Below are 17,031 nucleotides of genomic sequence, written 5' to 3'. Positions count from 1 at the left end.
GCAATGCGTGCGCCCTCCGCATCCGTAGGCTGCCCCCCCAAAAGCGTTTCATCTGCCGTCAATCGATGCCGCTATCTTCTCCGCCTCGATTCCGATTTCCCGGAGAAGGCCGGTCGACACGGCGGTGAAGCCGCAAAAGTAGAGGCCGTCATTTGCCGGTTGAAGCTCGCCGCGGGCGGGACCATCGGCGCCGCCAAATCTCCCTTCGAAATCGGGCAGAAGCGCATCAAGCCCCGGCCGGTAGCCGGTCGCCAGAATGATCGCGTCGAACATAGCGGATCGGCCGTCGGCGAAGTGGACGTGCCGAGCCTCGGATGTCGAGATTGCGGGGAACACCCGGATATCCCCGGACCTGATCCGCTCGATCGTTCCGATATTGATCAGAGGCGTACGGCCCCTTTCGATGATGCCGGTCAGCGGGCCGTCTTTTGCTCGTTCCAGCCCGAACTTCCCGAGGTCTCCGAACCGCAGGCTGAGGATGGGCGCATTCACCGCATCGACCAGGCGATAGGGAAGGAATCGCTGGGCTATCGCGATGCTGGCGCTCGTCAATCCGAACAGTTCAAGCGGCACGACATTGGTCGGGCCGCGCACGGACATCCCGACATCAAGGCCGGCCTCGGCGCATTCAAGGGCGATCTCGCCGGCCGAATTGCCGAAGCCGACGACGAGGACGCGCTCAGCCGCAAGCGCCGCGGCATTCTTGAACTCCGAGGAGTGGAGAAGCTTGCCGGCAAACAGCTCCTGTCCTTCCCAGGTCGGCCTTATCGGCGCGTTTGCGAGGCCGGTCGCGACAATGACGTTGCTCGCCTGGAATGTCCCCTCGGAACTCTCCACGGTCCACGCCTTGTCCTTGCGGATCGTCGTCGCGCGCACGCCAAACCTGACCTCGATGTCGTTCGAAGAGCTATAGGTTTCGAGATACTCGATAACCTGCAGCCGCGACGGATACTTTGGGAACCGCCGCGGCATCGGCATTCCCGGCAGGGCCGAGTGCATCTTGTGGGTATGCAGCCGAAGGCGATCGTAGTGGCGGTGCCAGGCGGCGGCGAGCGTATCGCCTTTCTCAAGCACGACAAACGAGCGTCCACGCGCGTGCAGCGCCACGGCGCAAGCCAATCCTGCCGGTCCGGCGCCGATGATGATCGTCTCTGCATCCGTCATAGAGGTCTCGAAGCAACCAGAAGTCTACGTAACTACACAGCGGATTAGCCGCGCCGGGCCGCCTCAATCGCCGCGACGTCGATCTTCCTCATGGTCATCATCGCATCGAAAGCGCGCTTTGCTTGCTCCCCGCCTGCCGCAAGCGCTTCCATCAGCACCCGCGGCGTGATCTGCCAGGACACACCCCATCGGTCTTTGCACCAGCCACATTCACTCTCCTGGCCGCCATTGCTGACAATAGCGTTCCAATAGCGGTCGGTTTCTTCCTGATCGTCAGTTGCGATCTGAAATGAGAAGGCTTCGTTGTGTTTGAACGTGGAACCGCCGTTCAAGCCGATACAAGGAATACCCGCGACAGTGAATTCAACAACCAACACGTCTCCTTGCTTACCGTCCGGATAGTCCCCAGGTGCACGAATGACGGCACCCACGGCGCTGTCGGGAAAGGTTTCAGCGTAGAAGCGGGCAGCAGCCTCAGCGTCTTTGTCGTACCACAGGCAGATCGTGTTCTTTGCCATTACGCGGGTCCTTTTGCTCTCTACTTCCCATCTCCTCCCTGAAATAAGGAGCAAACCGTCTTTCTCCACCCCATGTAAGCCATTTCACGCGGAGCCAACTGCCGAGCATAGAAAAGACCTATTCGCAAGAACGTTAAAGCCGCGCATCACCGTTAAGCGTCGTTGGCGCGAGCAGGTTGGACATTCAAGTCCGGGAGGTTCAATCAATACGCGCTACATTATTCCTCGGGTTTAACCCGAGGTGAGGTTTTGCATTTGCGTGGGCTCTCCGGATCGGGATCTGAAAACATGGCGGCAAGCCGGCGGTAGAGGAAACGCATGGCAAGCAGCCTGTTCCTGAAGAGACTTCCTGCCCTGCCGGTGGTCGAGGTGCTTGCCGTTGTCGAAGCCATGAACTGGGGGGACGGAGGGCTTGTCGGCGATGAGGAAAAGGCGTGGCCGGGCGGCTGCGTGATCACCCGGCTTGCGGCCGGCGAATGCGGTTTCTAGAAGGATTGCCACATCCCGCCTGCCGTCGCGCCCGGGCATGCCGCGGCAGACAGACGGCGGCGCAGATGCAGCCCGAGGCGCCTATCACCGCTATTTCCCACCTTGCACGCGGGCCGGCGAGGACCGGCGCCAAGCCATCCTTCGCATGATGGCTACGATGTCGGGGACGGCGGCCGACGACACGGAGGAGTTCAGGGATCTGGAACGACGCCTTGCGGAGGCGGCACGGCCCCAGCCGGAACTCAGGCCACGGCTCAGCGCCTTTCTTGGCCGGTATGGCCTGCCGGCCGCACCGAAATGCTGACGTTGAACGGTGTCCGCTCCGGCGAACCTGAGCGCCCCCGGGACGAGGCGCTAGCAGGGACGGCCACCGGCATTCGTCGTGGCGTCGTCAGCTGCGCAGGCCGGGCGCTTCCTGGCCGGTGCGGGCAACGTATTCGGTGTAGCCGCCGCCGTATTGGTGGATACCGTCGGGCGTCAGTTCCAGCACGCGGTTGGAAAGGGCTGCGAGGAAATGCCGGTCGTGCGAGACGAACAGCATGGTGCCCTCGTATTGCGACAGCGCCTTGATCAGCATTTCCTTGGTGTCGAGATCCAGATGGTTCGTCGGCTCGTCCAGCACCAGCAGGTTCGGCGGATCGAAGAGCATCTTGGCCATCACAAGCCGGGCTTTCTCGCCACCAGACAAGACCCTGCACTTTTTCTCGACGTCGTCACCGGAGAAACCGAAGCATCCCGCGAGCGCTCTCAGCGGCGCCTGCCCAGCCTGGGGGAAAGAATCCTCCAGCCATTCCAGCACCGTTCGATCTCCGTCGAGCAGATCCATGGCGTGCTGGGCGAAGTAGCCCATCTTGACGCTGGCGCCGAGGGCGACACTGCCCTGATCCGGTTCGGTGGAACCCGCCACCAGCTTCAAAAGAGTCGACTTGCCGGCGCCGTTGATGCCCATGATACACCAACGCTCCTTGCGGCGGACCATGAAGTCCAGGCCTTCATAGATGGTGCGGCTGCCGTACTTCTTGTGGACGTTCTTCAAGTTGATCACGTCTTCGCCGGACCGTGGTGCCGGCAGGAAGTCAAAGGCGACGGTCTGGCGGCGCTTCGGCGGCTCCACACGGTCGATCTTCTCCAGCTTCTTGACGCGGCTCTGCACCTGCGATGCATGCGAGGCGCGCGCCTTGAAACGCTCGATGAACTTGATTTCCTTGGCCAGCATTGCCTGCTGGCGCTCGAACTGCGCCTGCTGCTGCTTCTCGTTCTGCGCCCGCTGCTGCTCATAAAACCCGTAGTCGCCGGAGTAGCTGTTCAACGAGCCGGCGTCGATCTCGATGATCTTGCCGACGATGCGGTTCATGAACTCGCGATCGTGCGAGGTCATCAAAAGCGCACCGTCGTAGGTTTTCAGGAATTCTTCCAGCCAGATCAGGCTCTCGAGATCCAGGTGGTTGCTCGGTTCGTCGAGAAGCATGACGTCAGGGCGCATGAGGAGAATGCGGGCGAGCGCCACGCGCATTTTCCAGCCGCCCGACAGTGCGCCGACGTCGCCGTCCATCATCTCCTGGGTGAAGCTGAGACCGGCCAGCACTTCGCGCGCACGGCCCTCGAGAGCATAGCCGTCCAGCTCCTCGTAGCGCGCCTGGACTTCGCCGTAGCGCTCGATGATCCGGTCCATCTCGTCGAGCTTGTCGGGATCGATCATTTCCGCTTCAAGCGCGCGTAGTTCAGCCGCGACGACACTGACGGGCCCGGCGCCTTCCATGACCTCGGCCACTGCGCTGCGGCCGGCCATCTCGCCGACATCCTGATTGAAATAGCCGATCGTCACGCCCTTTTCGGCGGAGACCTGGCCTTCGTCAGGCTGTTCCTGCCCGGTGATCATACGAAAGAGCGTCGTCTTGCCGGCACCGTTCGGGCCGACGAGACCGATCTTCTCGCCTTTGTTGAGGGCTGCGGAGGCCTCGATAAAGAGGATCCGGTGGCTGTTCTGCTTGCTGATATTCTCGATACGAATCATGTCTGCGTGGAGTCCGAAAGCGTTGCTGTGCCCCTCCTTCATGCGTGCTGGGGCCTTTTGCGGCTCTCGCTAGCACGTTCAGAACGTCATGGCCAATCCCGGGCCATACAAAGAGTTCGATGCATCCGGAAAGCGCCCTGACAACGATGCATGAAGGGTGCTCAATCGATGGGGCAGAACATCAACGGGCCCTGAGAACTTTTCCACAATGTCCCTCAGCCTCTTGATAAGCAGATCCACGATCCTTTATGCGTTAGCGGCGCGCCGGCAGGCGTTTCGTATGTCAGGGATTGTCACATCATGGAAATTTTCACTTCTGCCGGCTTGCTGGCGCTTCTGCAGGTCATCCTCATCGACCTCGTGCTTGCCGGCGACAACGCCGTTGTCATCGGCCTCGCCGCGGCGGGGCTACCGACTGACCAGCGCAAGAAGGCGATCCTCGTCGGTATTCTTGCCGCCACTGTACTGCGTATCGCACTTGCCAGCGTCACCGTCCAGCTTCTCGAGATCATCGGCCTGCTGCTTGCCGGTGGTATTCTCCTGCTCTGGGTCTGCTGGAAGATGTGGCGCGACCTGCGCAACGGCAGCGGCAGCGACGCGGAAGGAGCCGAAGGCGGCGCGGCGCCAAGGAAGACCTTCTATCAGGCGGCCAGCCAGATCGTGATCGCCGACGTGTCTATGTCGCTCGACAACGTCCTCGCCGTCGCCGGGGCGGCCCGCGAGCATCCGACGGTCCTTGTGATCGGCCTGATCCTGTCGATCGCCATGATGGGCATCGCGGCGAACTTCATCGCGCGCCTGCTCAACCGCTATCACTGGATCGCGTACCTCGGTCTGGCCATCATCGTCTACGTGGCGCTGAGCATGATCTATCGCGGCTCCCTCGAGGTCTGGCCGCATCTCGCCCCGGTCGCCCGCGCCGCTTTGGGCTAAGCCATCCATGACGGGCATGCAGGGCCACCCGGTATGCAACGGCCCAACTCAGGGGCCGTTCACGAGTTGCAAGATGAGGCGGCGGATATTGCCGCCCTCGCTCATCTCGGCCTTGTCGAAGTCGCGGCCGCGCTGTCGCTGCAGCGCGGAGAGTTCACCGAGCCGCTTCGTCAGCTCGACCCGGATCTTGCGGCAGTCGGGGTCATCGTCGGCGGACAGACCGACGCTCATCGCCTCGATATCCCTCACCATTTCCTTGATGTAGTCCCCATGCACCCGCTCATGCGTTTCAATGCCGGCAACGAAGGTGGCCCAGCTTGCCTGAGTGGCCATAGGAAGTTTTGTGATGGGCTTCGGCAGCGTATAGGTGATGATCAGCTTCGGCCGCGCCACAGCCAGGACGCAGGCATCGCCACGGCGCTCGTATTTTCTCGTCCAGGTCAGCTTGAACGTCGTATGCGCCACCGCGCGACTGCCGCCAAGCTCGGGAGCGTGCTCGCCGATCGAATCGTAGAGCGCTGCGCCGGAGCTGCCGGTCACCGCATAGGTCTGCACCTGTTCAACCGGCTGCCATTCCGCCTTTGCCGCAATCGGCTGCAGGACCCAAGCAGCCAACAAGCAACGAACCAATACTGCCCTCACGCGAATCCCCCAGATCATGTCGTGTCGACCCTAGTCGGCGGGTGCGTCGCATTCAACCGCGACGGTTCGAGCATAACGATGGACCTGTGAGGCTCGCCCTCTAAGGGTCTGCCATAAAACCCAAAAAAAGCCTGAATATTCGAGAGTGATCGCGCTATCGGGCGGATTGCACGTCGCGTATCGAAATCCTCTGGCAACGATTTCACCGTATGATGCGCCATTCGAACGGGATGTAAGAACGCCTGCCTGTGGAGGCAGTTCATAGATCGGGGTCTGCTGTGACAATCTATCTGCCTATCGCAGAATTGTCGGTGAACATCTTCATCATTCTCGGTATGGGGGCGGCCGTCGGCTTTCTCTCCGGAATGTTCGGTGTCGGCGGCGGCTTCCTGATCACGCCGCTCCTGATCTTCTATAACATTCCGCCGGTCGTAGCCGTCGCCACCGGCGCCAACCAGGTCGTCGCCTCCTCCATCTCGGGCGCCATCACACACTTCCGGCGTGGAACGCTCGATGTGAAGCTTGGAACCGTGCTACTCGTTGGCGGTCTTTCGGGCGCGACCGTCGGCATCTGGATCTTTTCGCTGCTCAGACAGATCGGCCAACTCGATCTCATCATCTCGCTGCTCTACGTCATCTTCCTCGGCACGGTCGGCGGGCTCATGCTGCTCGAGAGCGTCAGTGCCATGCGTCGCGCGGCAAAGAACGTGCCACCAACGCCGCGACGCCCCGGCCATCACCATTGGGTGCACAAGCTGCCCCTCAAGATGCGGTTCAAGAAATCGAAGATCTTTCTGAGCGTGATCCCTGTCGTCACGCTCGGCTTCGGCATCGGCATCCTGACGTCGGTCATGGGCGTCGGCGGCGGCTTCATCATGGTGCCGGCAATGATCTATCTCCTGCGCATCCCGACCAATGTGGTCGTCGGTACGTCGCTGTTCCAGATCATTTTCGTGACCGCCTATACGACGGTCGTGCAGGCCGCCACCAACTTCTCGGTCGATATCGTGCTCGCCTTTATCCTGATGATTGCCGGCGTGATCGGCGCCCAGTATGGCGTGCGCGTTGGACAGAAGCTGCGTGGCGAGCAGCTGCGTGCGCTGCTCGGGCTTCTCGTGCTCGCCGTCGGCCTTCGCCTTGCCGTTGCGCTGGTCGTAACGCCAGCGGATGTCTACTCCGTGGTCATGGGAGCGAATTAATGCACCGCTTCCTCGCCGCTTTGCTATTTTGCGCCACGATGCTGCCGGCTATCGCGACCGCGCAAATGCTGCTCCCGGGCCAAGCCACGCAGGCGACCGCCGAAGGGCTTGAGATCGGCACGTCCACCAGCGAAATCGCCATCACTTCGGATTTTCGCGGTGCAGACCTGACGATCTTTGGAGCCGTGACCAACACCGACAGCCTGCTTTTGGCGATCGGCCAGTATGATGTGGTCGTCGTTCTTGAAGGCCCGCGCGAAGACGCGACCGTGCGCCGGAAAGAGCGGGTGTTCGGCATCTGGGTCAATACGCGGTCGATGACCTTCGAAGCGGTGCCGCACTCCTATTCGATGTCGAGCTCGCGCATGCTTGACGACATCACCACGCCGCTTGACCTCACGGACAGGGGGATCGGCATCGATCACATTCCGCTGACGCCGGTCGGCTTCGTCGGCAATGCCAGCAATCTCGGCGAATTCCGGCAAGCCTTTCGCCGGCTGCAGGAAAGCGGCGGCCTCTACGATCGCGATCCGAGCGGCGTGCGTTTCGTCAGCTCCAGTCTTTTCAAGGCAAGCCTGCGGTTGCCGGCAAATATTCCGAACGGCGTGCATACCGTGCGCGCCTATCTCTTCAAGAGTGGCAGCTTCCTCACCGAGAAGTCGGTTCCGCTGCGCGTTATCAAAACAGGGATCGAGCAGATGATTACGGATGCGGCGCATGCGCAGCCGATCGCCTATGGCTTGCTCTCCGTCTTCCTCGCGCTCATCACAGGCTGGGGTGCCAGCGTGGTGTTCCGCAAGGATTGATCAGGCCGATTTCGCCTTTCCGGCGACGAGATCGAGATAGGCTTGGGTCAGGCGTGCGAGTACGGACGGCGTTTCCGGAGGCAACTTCTTGCCGAGATGTTTGGCGCGCAACTCGTCCATGAATTCCTCCCAGAGCTTTTCACCTCCGGTCTCCAGAAGCTCGGCGCGAATGGAGAGCTCCTCTGAAACCGGAAGATATCTGCGGCCCCAGGCCCCCATATGGGCGAAGATCGGCACCAGCTGGATCGCCATTTCAGTCAGACTGTAGATTGCCTTCTGCTTGTGCGTCGGATCGTCCGCACGCGTCAGCAGTCCCCTGTCGACCAAGCGGCGCAGGCGGTCGGCCAGAATGTTCGAGGCAATCCCCTCCTCCGAATTCTGCAGCAGCTCGCGGAAGTGGCGCCGATTGCCGAACATAAGGTCGCGGATGACGATCAGGCTCCAGCGATCGCCGAGCACCTCCAGCGTCAGATTGATCGGGCAGCCGGAGCGGTGAGCATCGTTCATAAGGTTCTCCCAAAAAACTGCTTGCATTTTGCCATCAGTCAATCTAGCTTTCAACCGATTGTTAATCGCAACCAGTTTCGAGGAGGACGAGAGATGAGAAAGCTTATCGTTTGGAATCTGATGACGCTTGATGGCTATTTCGAAGGCACGAAACCGTGGGATATCGACTTCCACAATCTTGCCTGGGGTCCGGAGCTGGAGCGCTATGCCGAGCAGTTTGGCGAGGAAGGCGACCTGCTCGTCTTCGGCCGCAAGACATATGAGGGTATGGCCGCCTATTGGCCGACAGCCGAGAGCGAGGAGAAAATCAAAGCATACATGAACGGTATCGCCAAGATTGCCGTATCGAGGACGATGACGGCGGCCGACTGGAACAACACGCGCGTCGTCAGCGACCCTGTCGCAGAACTGAAGAAGCTGAAGAGCGAAGCGGGTAAGACAATCTTCATCTTCGGCAGTGCGGAGCTCGCGGATTCGCTCCTGAAGGAGGGACTGGTGGATGAGATCCGCATCTGCCTCGTCCCCGTTATCCTCGGCGGCGGCAATCCGCATTTCAAGCCGGCCAGCCAGCAGCTTCCACTGAAACTGCTCGATAGCTCGACGACCAAGAGGGGCGCGGTGATCCTGCGCTATGAACCGGTCATGGCGTGACCGTCGATGGCTGCGGCAATTCCACAGCCATACCAGGCTTGATCATTCCTTCGGCAGCTCGCCTCGTCGCTCGAGTGCCGTCTTGCGGATGGCCTCGGCAATCTCCGGACTGCTGCTCGACAGCATCTGAAAGTCCACGGCATAGAGCGACAGCAGCGACACTTCGGTTGCCGCGCTGACCGTCGCTGAGCGCGGTTCGCCACTGATCAATGCCATCTCGCCGAAAAAGCTTCCGGCACCAAGTTCCACCGGATGGTCGGGTGTCGCCACGCTTACCCGCCCCTCGACGATGAAGAACATCTGATCGCCAACATCGCCCTTGCGGCAGATCACTACACCCGCGGGCACGATACGCGGCCGCAGCGCCCGCACGATTTCGATCAGCGCTGCCGAACCAAGCTTCTTAAACAGGGGTACCGCCGCGACCAGCTGCCAGTTGCGAACGAAGTCCCGGCGACGGACCTCTTCGTAGAAACCAGTGGCGAGGATGCCGGCCCAAAGCGCAAAAATACCGATGCCGCTCATCATCACCAATCCAGCCAGTATCCGGCCTGCCAGGCTTTGCGGGATCTCGTCGCCATAGCCGGTCGTCGACAGCGTCACGACCGCCCACCACATCGCCTGCGGAATGCTGCCGAACTTATCCGGCTGGACATCGCGCTCTATGACATATCCGGCCAGCGCCGCGCCGAAGAGAACGATGCCGAAGACCGACGTCACGCCAAGCAGATTGCGGGATTCGTTTGCAACCACCTTTGCCATCAGCCTGAAGAAGGTTGAATCCCGCAGCGGCTTGAGAAGCCAGATGGCGCAATACAGGCTTCGATCGCGCGAGGCGACCAATAGGAAGGCCGCCATGGGGACGAAGACAGCAAGCAGGTCGATCACGAGGGCGGCGTTCCCACCCGATACGCGACTGCGACGCCGCGCAAGAAGCGTGCCGCTCAGTTGCAGGACATAGACGACCCAGATTGCAGCGAGCACGGCTTCGACCCCGAGCCTGCTCTCTTCAGCGAGATCGGGCGTCGTGAGCACGGCCACCGCGAGAAGTCCAATCGCAGTCAGCAGCGCATTGAACGACGAAGAGATCTTCGAGAAAGGCAGTGCCGACATTCAATACCCCACGAACCGCCGCTGGCACTCTTAGAATAAATGCCCTGCGGCCAAGCGCAACGGGGAGCGCTCTCCCCGCGGAAAAGACACGGCACGCGCTCCCTGAGCACTGCCGGGCCGGTGAATCGCATTGCGGCACGCAACTCACATTCGACTAAAAACCCCTCGTTAATATTTACGAGTTAGTAATCTCTCGGTAACGAGAGGTTCCCTGTAATGCGTATCCGTGCCCTCCCCGCCCTCGTGCTGCTGGCACTTGTAGCCGGCTGCGCCACGGCTCCCCGACAGACCCGAAACATCTGCGCCGTCTTCGAGCAGCGCGACGGGATGTTCACGAGCTGGCAGCGCGCAGCAGAAAAGACGGAGCGTAAATATGGTGTTCCGGTTCCGATCCTGATGGCGACGATGTATACCGAATCCGGCTTCCAGCCCTATGCGCGACCGCCGCGCACCAAGCTGTTCGGCTTCATTCCATGGACACGGCCATCGACGGCCTACGGCTATTCGCAAGCACTTGACGGTACATGGGACCACTATCAATCGGCCACAGGAAGCTGGGCTGCCCGCCGCACCAACTTCGCCGACGCGATTGACTTCATCGGCTGGTATCACTCGCAAAACAGCCAGGCAACCGGTATCCCCCAGAACGATGCCTACGGTCTGTACCTCGCCTATTATTCCGGCCCGAAAGGCTACATGCGCGGCGACTGGCGCTCGAATGCGCAACTGCAGAAGACGGCGCAACGCTTTGCCAACATGGCGGCCACATATCAGCGGCAATTGCAGGAGTGCAATTGATCGCTTCGCAGGAAACGAAGAAACCTAGTAAAAAACGATATACAACGCCAAGGATCGAAACAAAATTGGGGTCATTGACATACAGCGGTAGTATTGTTTGACAATACATTCGCCGCCATGGGATTCTTTCCGAAATAGAATCGGGAGACTAAATGGCGGCGGAGCGCTACTTGTACGATTACAGTTCGCATCGGGCCGTCATGTATGAGGTTGGCGACCATCTTTATCCGCTCTCCGGCAACAAGGCAGAGCACTGGATCTCCGGCGACTATATTTTCTGCATGAAAACCCAGGCTATTTCGTTCTGGATCCTGGGAAAAGATGTCTATGGCCATGTCGGCCACGGCGAACTGACGCGCCAGCCCCTCTACTATTTCGGTGACTAAAGCGACGATGGTTGGAGCGTGCCCCCTAGGGGCTCACCCCACGAGGTTGCCAAACCTGACGGAGTAGATCCGGTCGCGGCCGAGAAGGTGGGCAATCAGCGAGGTCTGATCGAACAGCCCTTTCATCGCCTTGTGGCGAAGGTCGAGGCCGCCGGTCATGATGCCGAAGGCGGGCATTAGCAAGCGGGCACCGTCGGTGGCGAAACACGGGCGGCGGACCGATTTCTCGCGGCGGCGGACGGTCGCGGCGGGATGCAGGTGTCCGGCGATCTCGCCGTTCTGAAGCCCGCTTTTCGGCTCGTGGCGGAAGGTGAGGCCGCCGTAGTGCATTTCATCGGCGGACGTGCCCGGCAAATCGACGGTGCCGTCGGGATCATGGTTGCCGTTGATCCAAATCCATTCGCGGCCGCGCGCCATTTCCGATATCAGGCTGCGGAATGCCTCGGGCAGATGCGCCGAGCCGACGCGGTCGTGGAAATTGTCGCCGAGCGACACAACCAGCTTCGGATCGTAGCGGCTGATGACGGCAGAGAGAACCGTCAGTGTCGCCAGCGTGTCATAGGGCGGAAGCAGCATCCCGCGACGGGCAAAGGCCGCGCCCTTCTCGAGGTGCAGGTCGGAAACGACGAGGATGCCGGCATCGGGCATATAGAGCGCGCCGAGCGGATCACAAACGGCAGCAACGCCATGCACGGATGTCTCGACGCCCGGTAGCGCCGCCAGTCCGTTCAGTTCACACGCGAGCGCCAGGCGGTTCATCACGTCTCGAATCTTTCCAGTGTGTGGGCGGCGCTTCTCGGCGTCGCCCGCTCGTCCTTATGTTGATTGCTTGTGTTTGGATCCTCGGGCTCGACCCGAGGATCCAAACACAAGCAGCTCATGCTCTCCTCAAGCGGAGGATGATCCCAGTGCCTCAGCGATCAGGTCGTCGGCGGCTTCCGCCAGAACCGCGTCGTGCGCCTCGCCATGCACCGGTTCCTTGCCGATCTCCAGCATGACGGGCACCGCCAGCGGCGAGATATGGTCGAGCGCACGATGCGTGATGTGGCCCTTGATTCGCCTCAGCATATCGCCAAGCCGAGAAATATCCAAAAGGCCGCTCGCCGCATCATGCCGCGTCGCCTGCAGCAGAATGTGATCCGGCTCGTGGGTTCTCAGCACATCGTAGATCAGATCGGCCGAGACCGTCACCTGCCGTCCGGTCTTTTCCTTTCCCGGGTGACGGCGCTCGATCAAGCCTGCAATCACGGCGCAATTGCGGAAGGTGCGCTTCAAGAGGAAAGATTCGGCGAGCCAGCTCTCAAGATCGTCGCCCAGCATGTCTTCGTCAAAGAGGTCGGCGAGGCTGAGCCGGCCGTTGCGGATCATCACCCCCATATCCTCGAAGCCCCATATGCCGAGCGAATAGTCGGTTGCGACGAAGCCGAGAGGCTTGGCGCCGGCCCGCTCGAGCCGCCGCGTCAGCAGCATGCCGAGCGTCTGGTGCGCCAGCCGCCCCTCGAAGGGGTAGATGACCATGTAGCATCGGCGGCCGCGCGGGAACGTCTCGATCAGCAACTCGTCGCGCTTCGGCAGCATCGACTTTTCCTGCTGGATCGCCAGCCAGTCGCGCACCTGGTCCGGCAGGCGGCGCCAACGGTCCGGGTCGGCGATCATCGAACGCACCTGGTCCGCCAGATAGGTGGAAAGCGGAAACTTGCCGCCGGCATAGGACGGGATCTTCGGATCCATCGAGAAGGCCTGCGAGGCGAGCGCCTCGTTCTCGCGGATGCCCTCGAAGCGGAGCACCTTGCCGGCGAAGATGAAGGTGTCGCCGGGCGAGAGCTGCTCGAGGAAGTATTCCTCGACCTTGCCCAGCGTCGCGCCGCCGCGGCCGAGCCTACCGCCTTCGCCACGCTTCACCATTCGCAGATTGAGCATCGGGCTTTCGACGATCGTGCCGAGGTTCAGCCGGTATTGCTGGGCGACCTGCGGATTGGAAACACGCCAGCGGCCTTCCTTCGTCTTGCGGATGCGGGCATAGCGCTCATAGGTGCGCAGCGCATAGCCGCCAGTCGCGACGAAATCGACCACGCGCTCGAAGGTCTCCCAGGAAAGATCGGCGTATGGCGAAGCGCTCTTGATCTCATCGTAGAGTTCCAGCATGTCGAACGGCTCGGCGCAGGCCATGCCGAGCACATGCTGCGCGAGTGCGTCAAGCGCGCCCTTGCCGACCGGCGGCGTGTCCTGCGCGCCGATATAGTTCGCGTCGAGCGCGGCCTGGCACTCCATCACCTCGAAGCGATTGGCGGGAACGAGGATCGCCTTCGAGGGCTCGTCCATGCGGTGGTTGGCACGGCCGATGCGCTGGGCAAGCCGCGAGGCGCCCTTCGGCGCGCCGACATGGACGACGAGATCGACATCGCCCCAGTCGATGCCGAGGTCGAGCGTGGAGGTGGCGACGACGGCGCGCAGCCGGTTGGCCGCCATCGCCGCTTCCACCCTTCGCCGCTGGGCGACATCGAGGGAACCGTGATGCAGCGCGATCGGCAGGTTCTCCTCGTTCACCGTCCAGAGCTCCTGAAACAGCATTTCGGCCTGCGACCGGGTGTTGACGAAGAGCAGCGTCGTGCGGTGTTCGAGAAGCTGCCGGTAGACATCGGGGATCGCGTATTTCGCCGAATGGCCCGACCAGGGGATGTGCTCTTCGGTGGAAAGAATTGAAATGTCGGGCTTGGCGCCGCCTTCGACGATCACCAATCCGGCGTGATGGTGCTCGCCTTCCCGCTGCGCGACCAGCCATTTCTGCAGATCCATCGGCTCGGAGACCGTGGCCGAAAGGCCGATCGTCTGCAGAGCGGGCGCAAGCCGGCGCAGGCGCGCAAGGCCAAGCGAGAGCATGTGGCCGCGCTTGGACGTGACGAGCGAGTGCAGCTCGTCGAGGATGACGTATTTCAGGTCCTTGAAGAAGCGCTCCGCCTCGCGATTGGCAAGCAGCAAGGCCACCTGCTCCGGCGTCGTCAGCAGAATATCGGGCGGGTTCAGTTTCTGGCGCTGGCGCTTGGCAACAGGTGTGTCGCCGGTGCGGTTCTCGACCGTCACCGGCAGCCCCATCTCCTCTACCGGCTTCATCAGGTTCCGCTCGATATCGACGGCAAGCGCCTTGAGCGGAGAGATGTAGAGCGTGTGAATGCCGGTGAAGGCGGAGCCGGGCGGGATCCTGCCCCGGCGGGTCAGGTCGGTCAGCGAGGGGAGGAAGCCGGCAAGCGTCTTGCCAGCACCGGTCGGCGCGATCAGTAGCGTGCTTTCCCCGGCCTCGGCGCGGGCCAGCAATTCCAGCTGATGGGCACGCGGGCACCATCCCTTGTCCGCGAACCAGCGGGTGAAAGGCGGAGGCAGGGCAACGCGGGCTTCGGAATCGATCTGGTCCACGGCGCTAAAGGTAGTGCACCGATCGCCGAAATAGAATGGCGGATCTAGAGCAGGATGTCGAAAAGTGTAAGCGGTTTGCGGCCGAAATACCCGCTCTATCTCTTTGAAGTAAATCAGGATTCAGATCTTAGGCCAGATCAGCCTAAGATCATCCTGATCTAGAGGAAGCGATGCGGATGGAAGGGCTTGGGATCGGCAAAGGTGTCGTTGCCTGCCATCTGCTCTGCCAGCAGTCGGCCGCTGGCGGGGCCGAGCGTCAAGCCGTGATGGGCGTGGCCGAAATTGAACCAAAGGCCGCGATGGCGTGGCGCTGGGCCGATCACCGGCCGCATGTCGGGCAGGCAGGGACGCAGGCCGAGCCAAGGCGTCGCCTCTACCGGCTCGCCGAGCGGGAACAGCGCGCGAGCATGAGCCTCGTCGCGGCGTAGCTGGATGGTATTTGGCGGCGCATCGGGTGCAGCGAATTCGATGCCTGTCGTCAGCCGGATGCCGCGCGCCATCGGCGCCAGCACGTAGCCGGCCTCCTCGTCGACGACGGAGTGGCCGAGCGGTTGGCCTTCGCGCTGTGCATAGTGGCGGTGATAGCCGCGCTTGACCGCCAGCGGCAAGGGATAGCCGAGCTTGCGGAAGATCAGGCCGGATTGCGGGCCGAGGGCGACGACAACCTCGCCAGCTTCGATGATCTCGCCTTCGGCCGTGGTGATCGACCAGCCATTCTTCTCTTCCCGCAGTGCGGAGGCATCCGCGCGGACCATCTTGCCGCCGGCCGTCGTAAAGAGGTTCGCATAGGCCGCCGTCAGCGCTTGCGGGTCGGTCACCGTCTTCGGATCAAGCCAGTGCACGCCGCCGGCGATGCGACTGCTGTTCGCGGCGAAGGCAGGCTCCAGCGCCAGAAACTCGCTTCCATCAAGAATGCGGATCGTCAGACCATGTGCGGAGAGGCTTTCGGCCTCCGCACGAGCAGCCTCGAAGCGGCGCGGACTCTTGAAGAACGACACCCAGCCGCGTTCGCGGATGAGATCTGAAGCGCCGGCGCGGCCAATCAGCTTGTCGTGCTCGCAAACGCTGGCTTCGATCAACGGCAGAAGCGCCCGTGTCGCCTTCTCCAGATTGGTCGGCGAGGAATGCCACCAGTAGCGCGCCAGCCATGCGGCTATGCGCGGCAGGTAGGCGGGATCGTAACGGACGTCCGATGAGCCGTTCAGCGCATACTTGGCAATCGCGCCGAGCTGCCGCGGGAAGGCATAGGGAACGACGGAGGAGCGCTCGATCAGCCCGGCATTGCCGTAGCTGGTGCCGCCGCCCGGCTCGCCGCGATCGGCAAGCACGACGGAGCGGCCGCGATCCTGCAAATGAATGGCCGCACTGACGCCGACAATGCCGGCACCGAGAACAAGGATATCTGTTTTCATCGGATGGACTTGGTCAAAGGGCGCGGAGGCTTGCGGCCTCCGCGCGATTGGATCGGCAAGCGATCAGTAGATATCGAAGGGGAAGTACTTTTTGGTGATTTCCTTGTACTTGCCGCTGGCAACGAGCGCGTCAATAGCCTTGTTGAAGCGCTCCTTCAGCTCGGTCTCGCCCTGGCGGATGCCGATACCGGCCTGTGTTTCCGTGCCCGGCACGTCGCCGAGCAGCTTGCAGCAATCCTTGCCGGCCTTGTTCAGCCAGTCGACCACCACGAACTTGTCGGAGATCAGCGCATCCATGCGGCCGTTCTGCAGGTCGGCCACGGCTTCATCCTGCGTCGGGTACATCTTCGCCTCGGCGCCGCCCTTGGCGTAGACGTCGTTGGCGTAGTCTGCCTGCGTGGTCGACCCCTGCGCACCGACGACCTTGCCCTTCATGTCCTCGACGCTGACGCCCTTCAGCGCGCTGTCCTTCGGCACGGCGACTGCCAGCGGCGTCGTGTAGTACTTGTTCGTGAAGTCGATCTGCTTCTTGCGCTCATCAGTGATGCTCATCGACGCGATGATGGCATCATACTTCTTGGCCAGAAGCCCGGGGATGATGCCGTCCCAATCCTGCGCGACGATCGTGCACTTGGCCTTCATCTCCTCGCAGAGCGCATTGGCCATGTCGACGTCGAGACCCTTCAGGCTGCCGTCGGATTCGACGTAGTTGAAGGGAGGATAGGCGCCCTCCGTTGCGATGCGGATCGTATCCTCGGCAGATGCGAGGTGCGTCGCTGCAAGCAAGGCAGCGACCGTCAGGAAAATCGTCTTTCTCATTGCTGTTCCCTTATTGGAATTGTTTTTGCCCAACAACTTCGACTTTAGCGAATCCTTGCCGCTTCACAACCCCAGACGGGTACAACGCTCTTTCTATTCGATCCCTCGCATATGCCTGCTTGACATAACTCATAATCATGGATATTTTTTATCCACGAATTGAGGAGAT

Annotated in this window: 18 protein-coding genes; 8 read left to right on the top strand and 10 right to left on the bottom strand. The window is 61.5% G+C overall.

Features of this window, described 5'->3' with window-relative positions; translation table 11 throughout:
• Nucleotides 1–48: 48 nt before the first annotated feature.
• Both K9B32_RS03085 and K9B32_RS03080 read right to left on the bottom strand, forming a co-directional pair.
• Nucleotides 49–1,164: a flavin-containing monooxygenase gene (locus K9B32_RS03085; RefSeq protein ID WP_224560421.1), complete on the bottom strand. Its 1,116-nt coding sequence runs from the start codon at nt 1,162–1,164 to the stop codon at nt 49–51.
• Between the two features lie 44 nt (nt 1,165–1,208).
• A complete protein-coding gene (locus K9B32_RS03080) occupies nt 1,209–1,682 on the bottom strand; it encodes a VOC family protein (protein WP_037083359.1) in 474 nt (157 codons plus the stop codon).
• Between the two features lie 318 nt (nt 1,683–2,000).
• On the opposite strand from K9B32_RS03080, the gene K9B32_RS03075 reads away from it, so the two are divergent.
• The gene (locus K9B32_RS03075) at nt 2,001–2,171 is read left to right on the top strand and encodes a hypothetical protein (RefSeq protein ID WP_224560420.1); all 171 of its coding nucleotides are present in this window, start codon (nt 2,001–2,003) and stop codon (nt 2,169–2,171) included.
• Between the two features lie 37 nt (nt 2,172–2,208).
• A complete protein-coding gene (locus tag K9B32_RS03070) occupies nt 2,209–2,475 on the top strand; it encodes a hypothetical protein (RefSeq protein WP_224560419.1) in 267 nt (88 codons plus the stop codon).
• 87 nt (nt 2,476–2,562) lie between these two features.
• Here K9B32_RS03070 and abc-f read toward each other — a convergent pair whose 3' ends face one another.
• Entirely contained in the window at nt 2,563–4,185 is a 1,623-nt protein-coding gene (gene abc-f, locus K9B32_RS03065; RefSeq protein WP_224560418.1) for a ribosomal protection-like ABC-F family protein, read from the bottom strand.
• Nucleotides 4,186–4,485: 300 nt separating this feature from the next.
• On the opposite strand from abc-f, the gene K9B32_RS03060 reads away from it, so the two are divergent.
• Nucleotides 4,486–5,118 carry a TerC family protein gene (locus tag K9B32_RS03060; RefSeq protein ID WP_224560417.1) on the top strand — a complete coding sequence of 211 codons (633 nt, stop codon included), beginning with the start codon at nt 4,486–4,488 and terminating at the stop codon, nt 5,116–5,118.
• Nucleotides 5,119–5,166: 48 nt separating this feature from the next.
• Here the strand turns inward: K9B32_RS03060 and K9B32_RS03055 are convergent, their stop codons facing one another.
• Nucleotides 5,167–5,778, bottom strand: a complete 612-nt coding sequence (locus K9B32_RS03055; protein WP_224560416.1) for a DUF922 domain-containing Zn-dependent protease — start codon at nt 5,776–5,778, stop codon at nt 5,167–5,169.
• A gap of 260 nt (nt 5,779–6,038) precedes the next feature.
• Here K9B32_RS03055 and K9B32_RS03050 point away from each other — a divergent pair, with 260 nt between their 5' ends.
• Complete coding sequence (locus tag K9B32_RS03050) at nt 6,039–6,959, top strand: sulfite exporter TauE/SafE family protein (protein ID WP_224560415.1); 921 nt, start codon at nt 6,039–6,041, stop codon at nt 6,957–6,959.
• The gene (locus K9B32_RS03045) at nt 6,959–7,765 is read left to right on the top strand and encodes a TIGR02186 family protein (RefSeq protein ID WP_224560414.1); all 807 of its coding nucleotides are present in this window, start codon (nt 6,959–6,961) and stop codon (nt 7,763–7,765) included. Before K9B32_RS03050 ends, K9B32_RS03045 begins: the two co-directional genes overlap by 1 nt.
• Here the strand turns inward: K9B32_RS03045 and K9B32_RS03040 are convergent, their stop codons facing one another.
• Nucleotides 7,766–8,272, bottom strand: coding sequence for a winged helix-turn-helix transcriptional regulator (locus K9B32_RS03040; protein WP_224560413.1), 507 nt, complete (start codon nt 8,270–8,272; stop codon nt 7,766–7,768). It lies immediately after the preceding gene.
• Between the two features lie 93 nt (nt 8,273–8,365).
• On the opposite strand from K9B32_RS03040, the gene K9B32_RS03035 reads away from it, so the two are divergent.
• The gene (locus K9B32_RS03035) at nt 8,366–8,923 is read left to right on the top strand and encodes a dihydrofolate reductase family protein (RefSeq protein ID WP_224560412.1); all 558 of its coding nucleotides are present in this window, start codon (nt 8,366–8,368) and stop codon (nt 8,921–8,923) included.
• Between the two features lie 42 nt (nt 8,924–8,965).
• Here the strand turns inward: K9B32_RS03035 and K9B32_RS03030 are convergent, their stop codons facing one another.
• Nucleotides 8,966–10,036, bottom strand: a complete 1,071-nt coding sequence (locus tag K9B32_RS03030) for a cyclic nucleotide-gated ion channel (RefSeq protein ID WP_224560411.1) — start codon at nt 10,034–10,036, stop codon at nt 8,966–8,968.
• Nucleotides 10,037–10,252: 216 nt separating this feature from the next.
• Here K9B32_RS03030 and K9B32_RS03025 point away from each other — a divergent pair, with 216 nt between their 5' ends.
• Both K9B32_RS03025 and K9B32_RS03020 read left to right on the top strand, forming a co-directional pair.
• A complete protein-coding gene (locus K9B32_RS03025) occupies nt 10,253–10,834 on the top strand; it encodes a transglycosylase SLT domain-containing protein (protein ID WP_224560410.1) in 582 nt (193 codons plus the stop codon).
• 152 nt (nt 10,835–10,986) lie between these two features.
• Nucleotides 10,987–11,220 (top strand): hypothetical protein, encoded by a 234-nt coding sequence (locus K9B32_RS03020; RefSeq protein WP_224560409.1) that lies wholly within the window; start codon nt 10,987–10,989, stop codon nt 11,218–11,220.
• Between the two features lie 33 nt (nt 11,221–11,253).
• Here K9B32_RS03020 and pdeM read toward each other — a convergent pair whose 3' ends face one another.
• From pdeM to K9B32_RS03000, 4 genes are all read right to left on the bottom strand, one after another.
• Nucleotides 11,254–11,982 (bottom strand): ligase-associated DNA damage response endonuclease PdeM, encoded by a 729-nt coding sequence (pdeM, locus tag K9B32_RS03015; protein ID WP_224560408.1) that lies wholly within the window; start codon nt 11,980–11,982, stop codon nt 11,254–11,256.
• Nucleotides 11,983–12,108: 126 nt separating this feature from the next.
• On the bottom strand, nt 12,109–14,631 hold the full coding sequence (locus K9B32_RS03010; RefSeq protein WP_224560407.1) for a ligase-associated DNA damage response DEXH box helicase: 2,523 nt from the start codon (nt 14,629–14,631) through the stop codon (nt 12,109–12,111).
• 158 nt (nt 14,632–14,789) lie between these two features.
• Nucleotides 14,790–16,043, bottom strand: a complete 1,254-nt coding sequence (locus tag K9B32_RS03005) for an NAD(P)/FAD-dependent oxidoreductase (RefSeq protein ID WP_224560406.1) — start codon at nt 16,041–16,043, stop codon at nt 14,790–14,792.
• A gap of 63 nt (nt 16,044–16,106) precedes the next feature.
• A complete protein-coding gene (locus K9B32_RS03000; RefSeq protein WP_224560405.1) occupies nt 16,107–16,862 on the bottom strand; it encodes an ABC transporter substrate-binding protein in 756 nt (251 codons plus the stop codon).
• Nucleotides 16,863–17,031 lie beyond the last annotated feature (169 nt).

Source organism: Rhizobium sp. 3T7, assembly GCF_020166565.1.
In the GTDB taxonomy this organism is placed as follows: domain Bacteria; phylum Pseudomonadota; class Alphaproteobacteria; order Rhizobiales; family Rhizobiaceae; genus Rhizobium.
The sequence above is the reverse complement of the archived record's forward strand: the minus strand, read 5'-3'. Positions and strand labels throughout refer to the sequence as shown.

Coding starts and splice junctions, on each gene's coding strand:
- K9B32_RS03085 (WP_224560421.1), bottom strand. CDS start 1,164: ATGACGGATGCAGAGACGATCATCATCGGCGCCGGACCGGCAGGATTG.
- K9B32_RS03080 (WP_037083359.1), bottom strand. CDS start 1,682: ATGGCAAAGAACACGATCTGCCTGTGGTACGACAAAGACGCTGAGGCT.
- K9B32_RS03075 (WP_224560420.1), top strand. CDS start 2,001: ATGGCAAGCAGCCTGTTCCTGAAGAGACTTCCTGCCCTGCCGGTGGTC.
- K9B32_RS03070 (WP_224560419.1), top strand. CDS start 2,209: ATGCCGCGGCAGACAGACGGCGGCGCAGATGCAGCCCGAGGCGCCTAT.
- abc-f (WP_224560418.1), bottom strand. CDS start 4,185: ATGATTCGTATCGAGAATATCAGCAAGCAGAACAGCCACCGGATCCTC.
- K9B32_RS03060 (WP_224560417.1), top strand. CDS start 4,486: ATGGAAATTTTCACTTCTGCCGGCTTGCTGGCGCTTCTGCAGGTCATC.
- K9B32_RS03055 (WP_224560416.1), bottom strand. CDS start 5,778: ATGATCTGGGGGATTCGCGTGAGGGCAGTATTGGTTCGTTGCTTGTTG.
- K9B32_RS03045 (WP_224560414.1), top strand. CDS start 6,959: ATGCACCGCTTCCTCGCCGCTTTGCTATTTTGCGCCACGATGCTGCCG.
- K9B32_RS03040 (WP_224560413.1), bottom strand. CDS start 8,272: ATGAACGATGCTCACCGCTCCGGCTGCCCGATCAATCTGACGCTGGAG.
- K9B32_RS03035 (WP_224560412.1), top strand. CDS start 8,366: ATGAGAAAGCTTATCGTTTGGAATCTGATGACGCTTGATGGCTATTTC.
- K9B32_RS03030 (WP_224560411.1), bottom strand. CDS start 10,036: ATGTCGGCACTGCCTTTCTCGAAGATCTCTTCGTCGTTCAATGCGCTG.
- K9B32_RS03025 (WP_224560410.1), top strand. CDS start 10,253: ATGCGTATCCGTGCCCTCCCCGCCCTCGTGCTGCTGGCACTTGTAGCC.
- K9B32_RS03020 (WP_224560409.1), top strand. CDS start 10,987: ATGGCGGCGGAGCGCTACTTGTACGATTACAGTTCGCATCGGGCCGTC.
- K9B32_RS03005 (WP_224560406.1), bottom strand. CDS start 16,043: ATGAAAACAGATATCCTTGTTCTCGGTGCCGGCATTGTCGGCGTCAGT.
- K9B32_RS03000 (WP_224560405.1), bottom strand. CDS start 16,862: ATGAGAAAGACGATTTTCCTGACGGTCGCTGCCTTGCTTGCAGCGACG.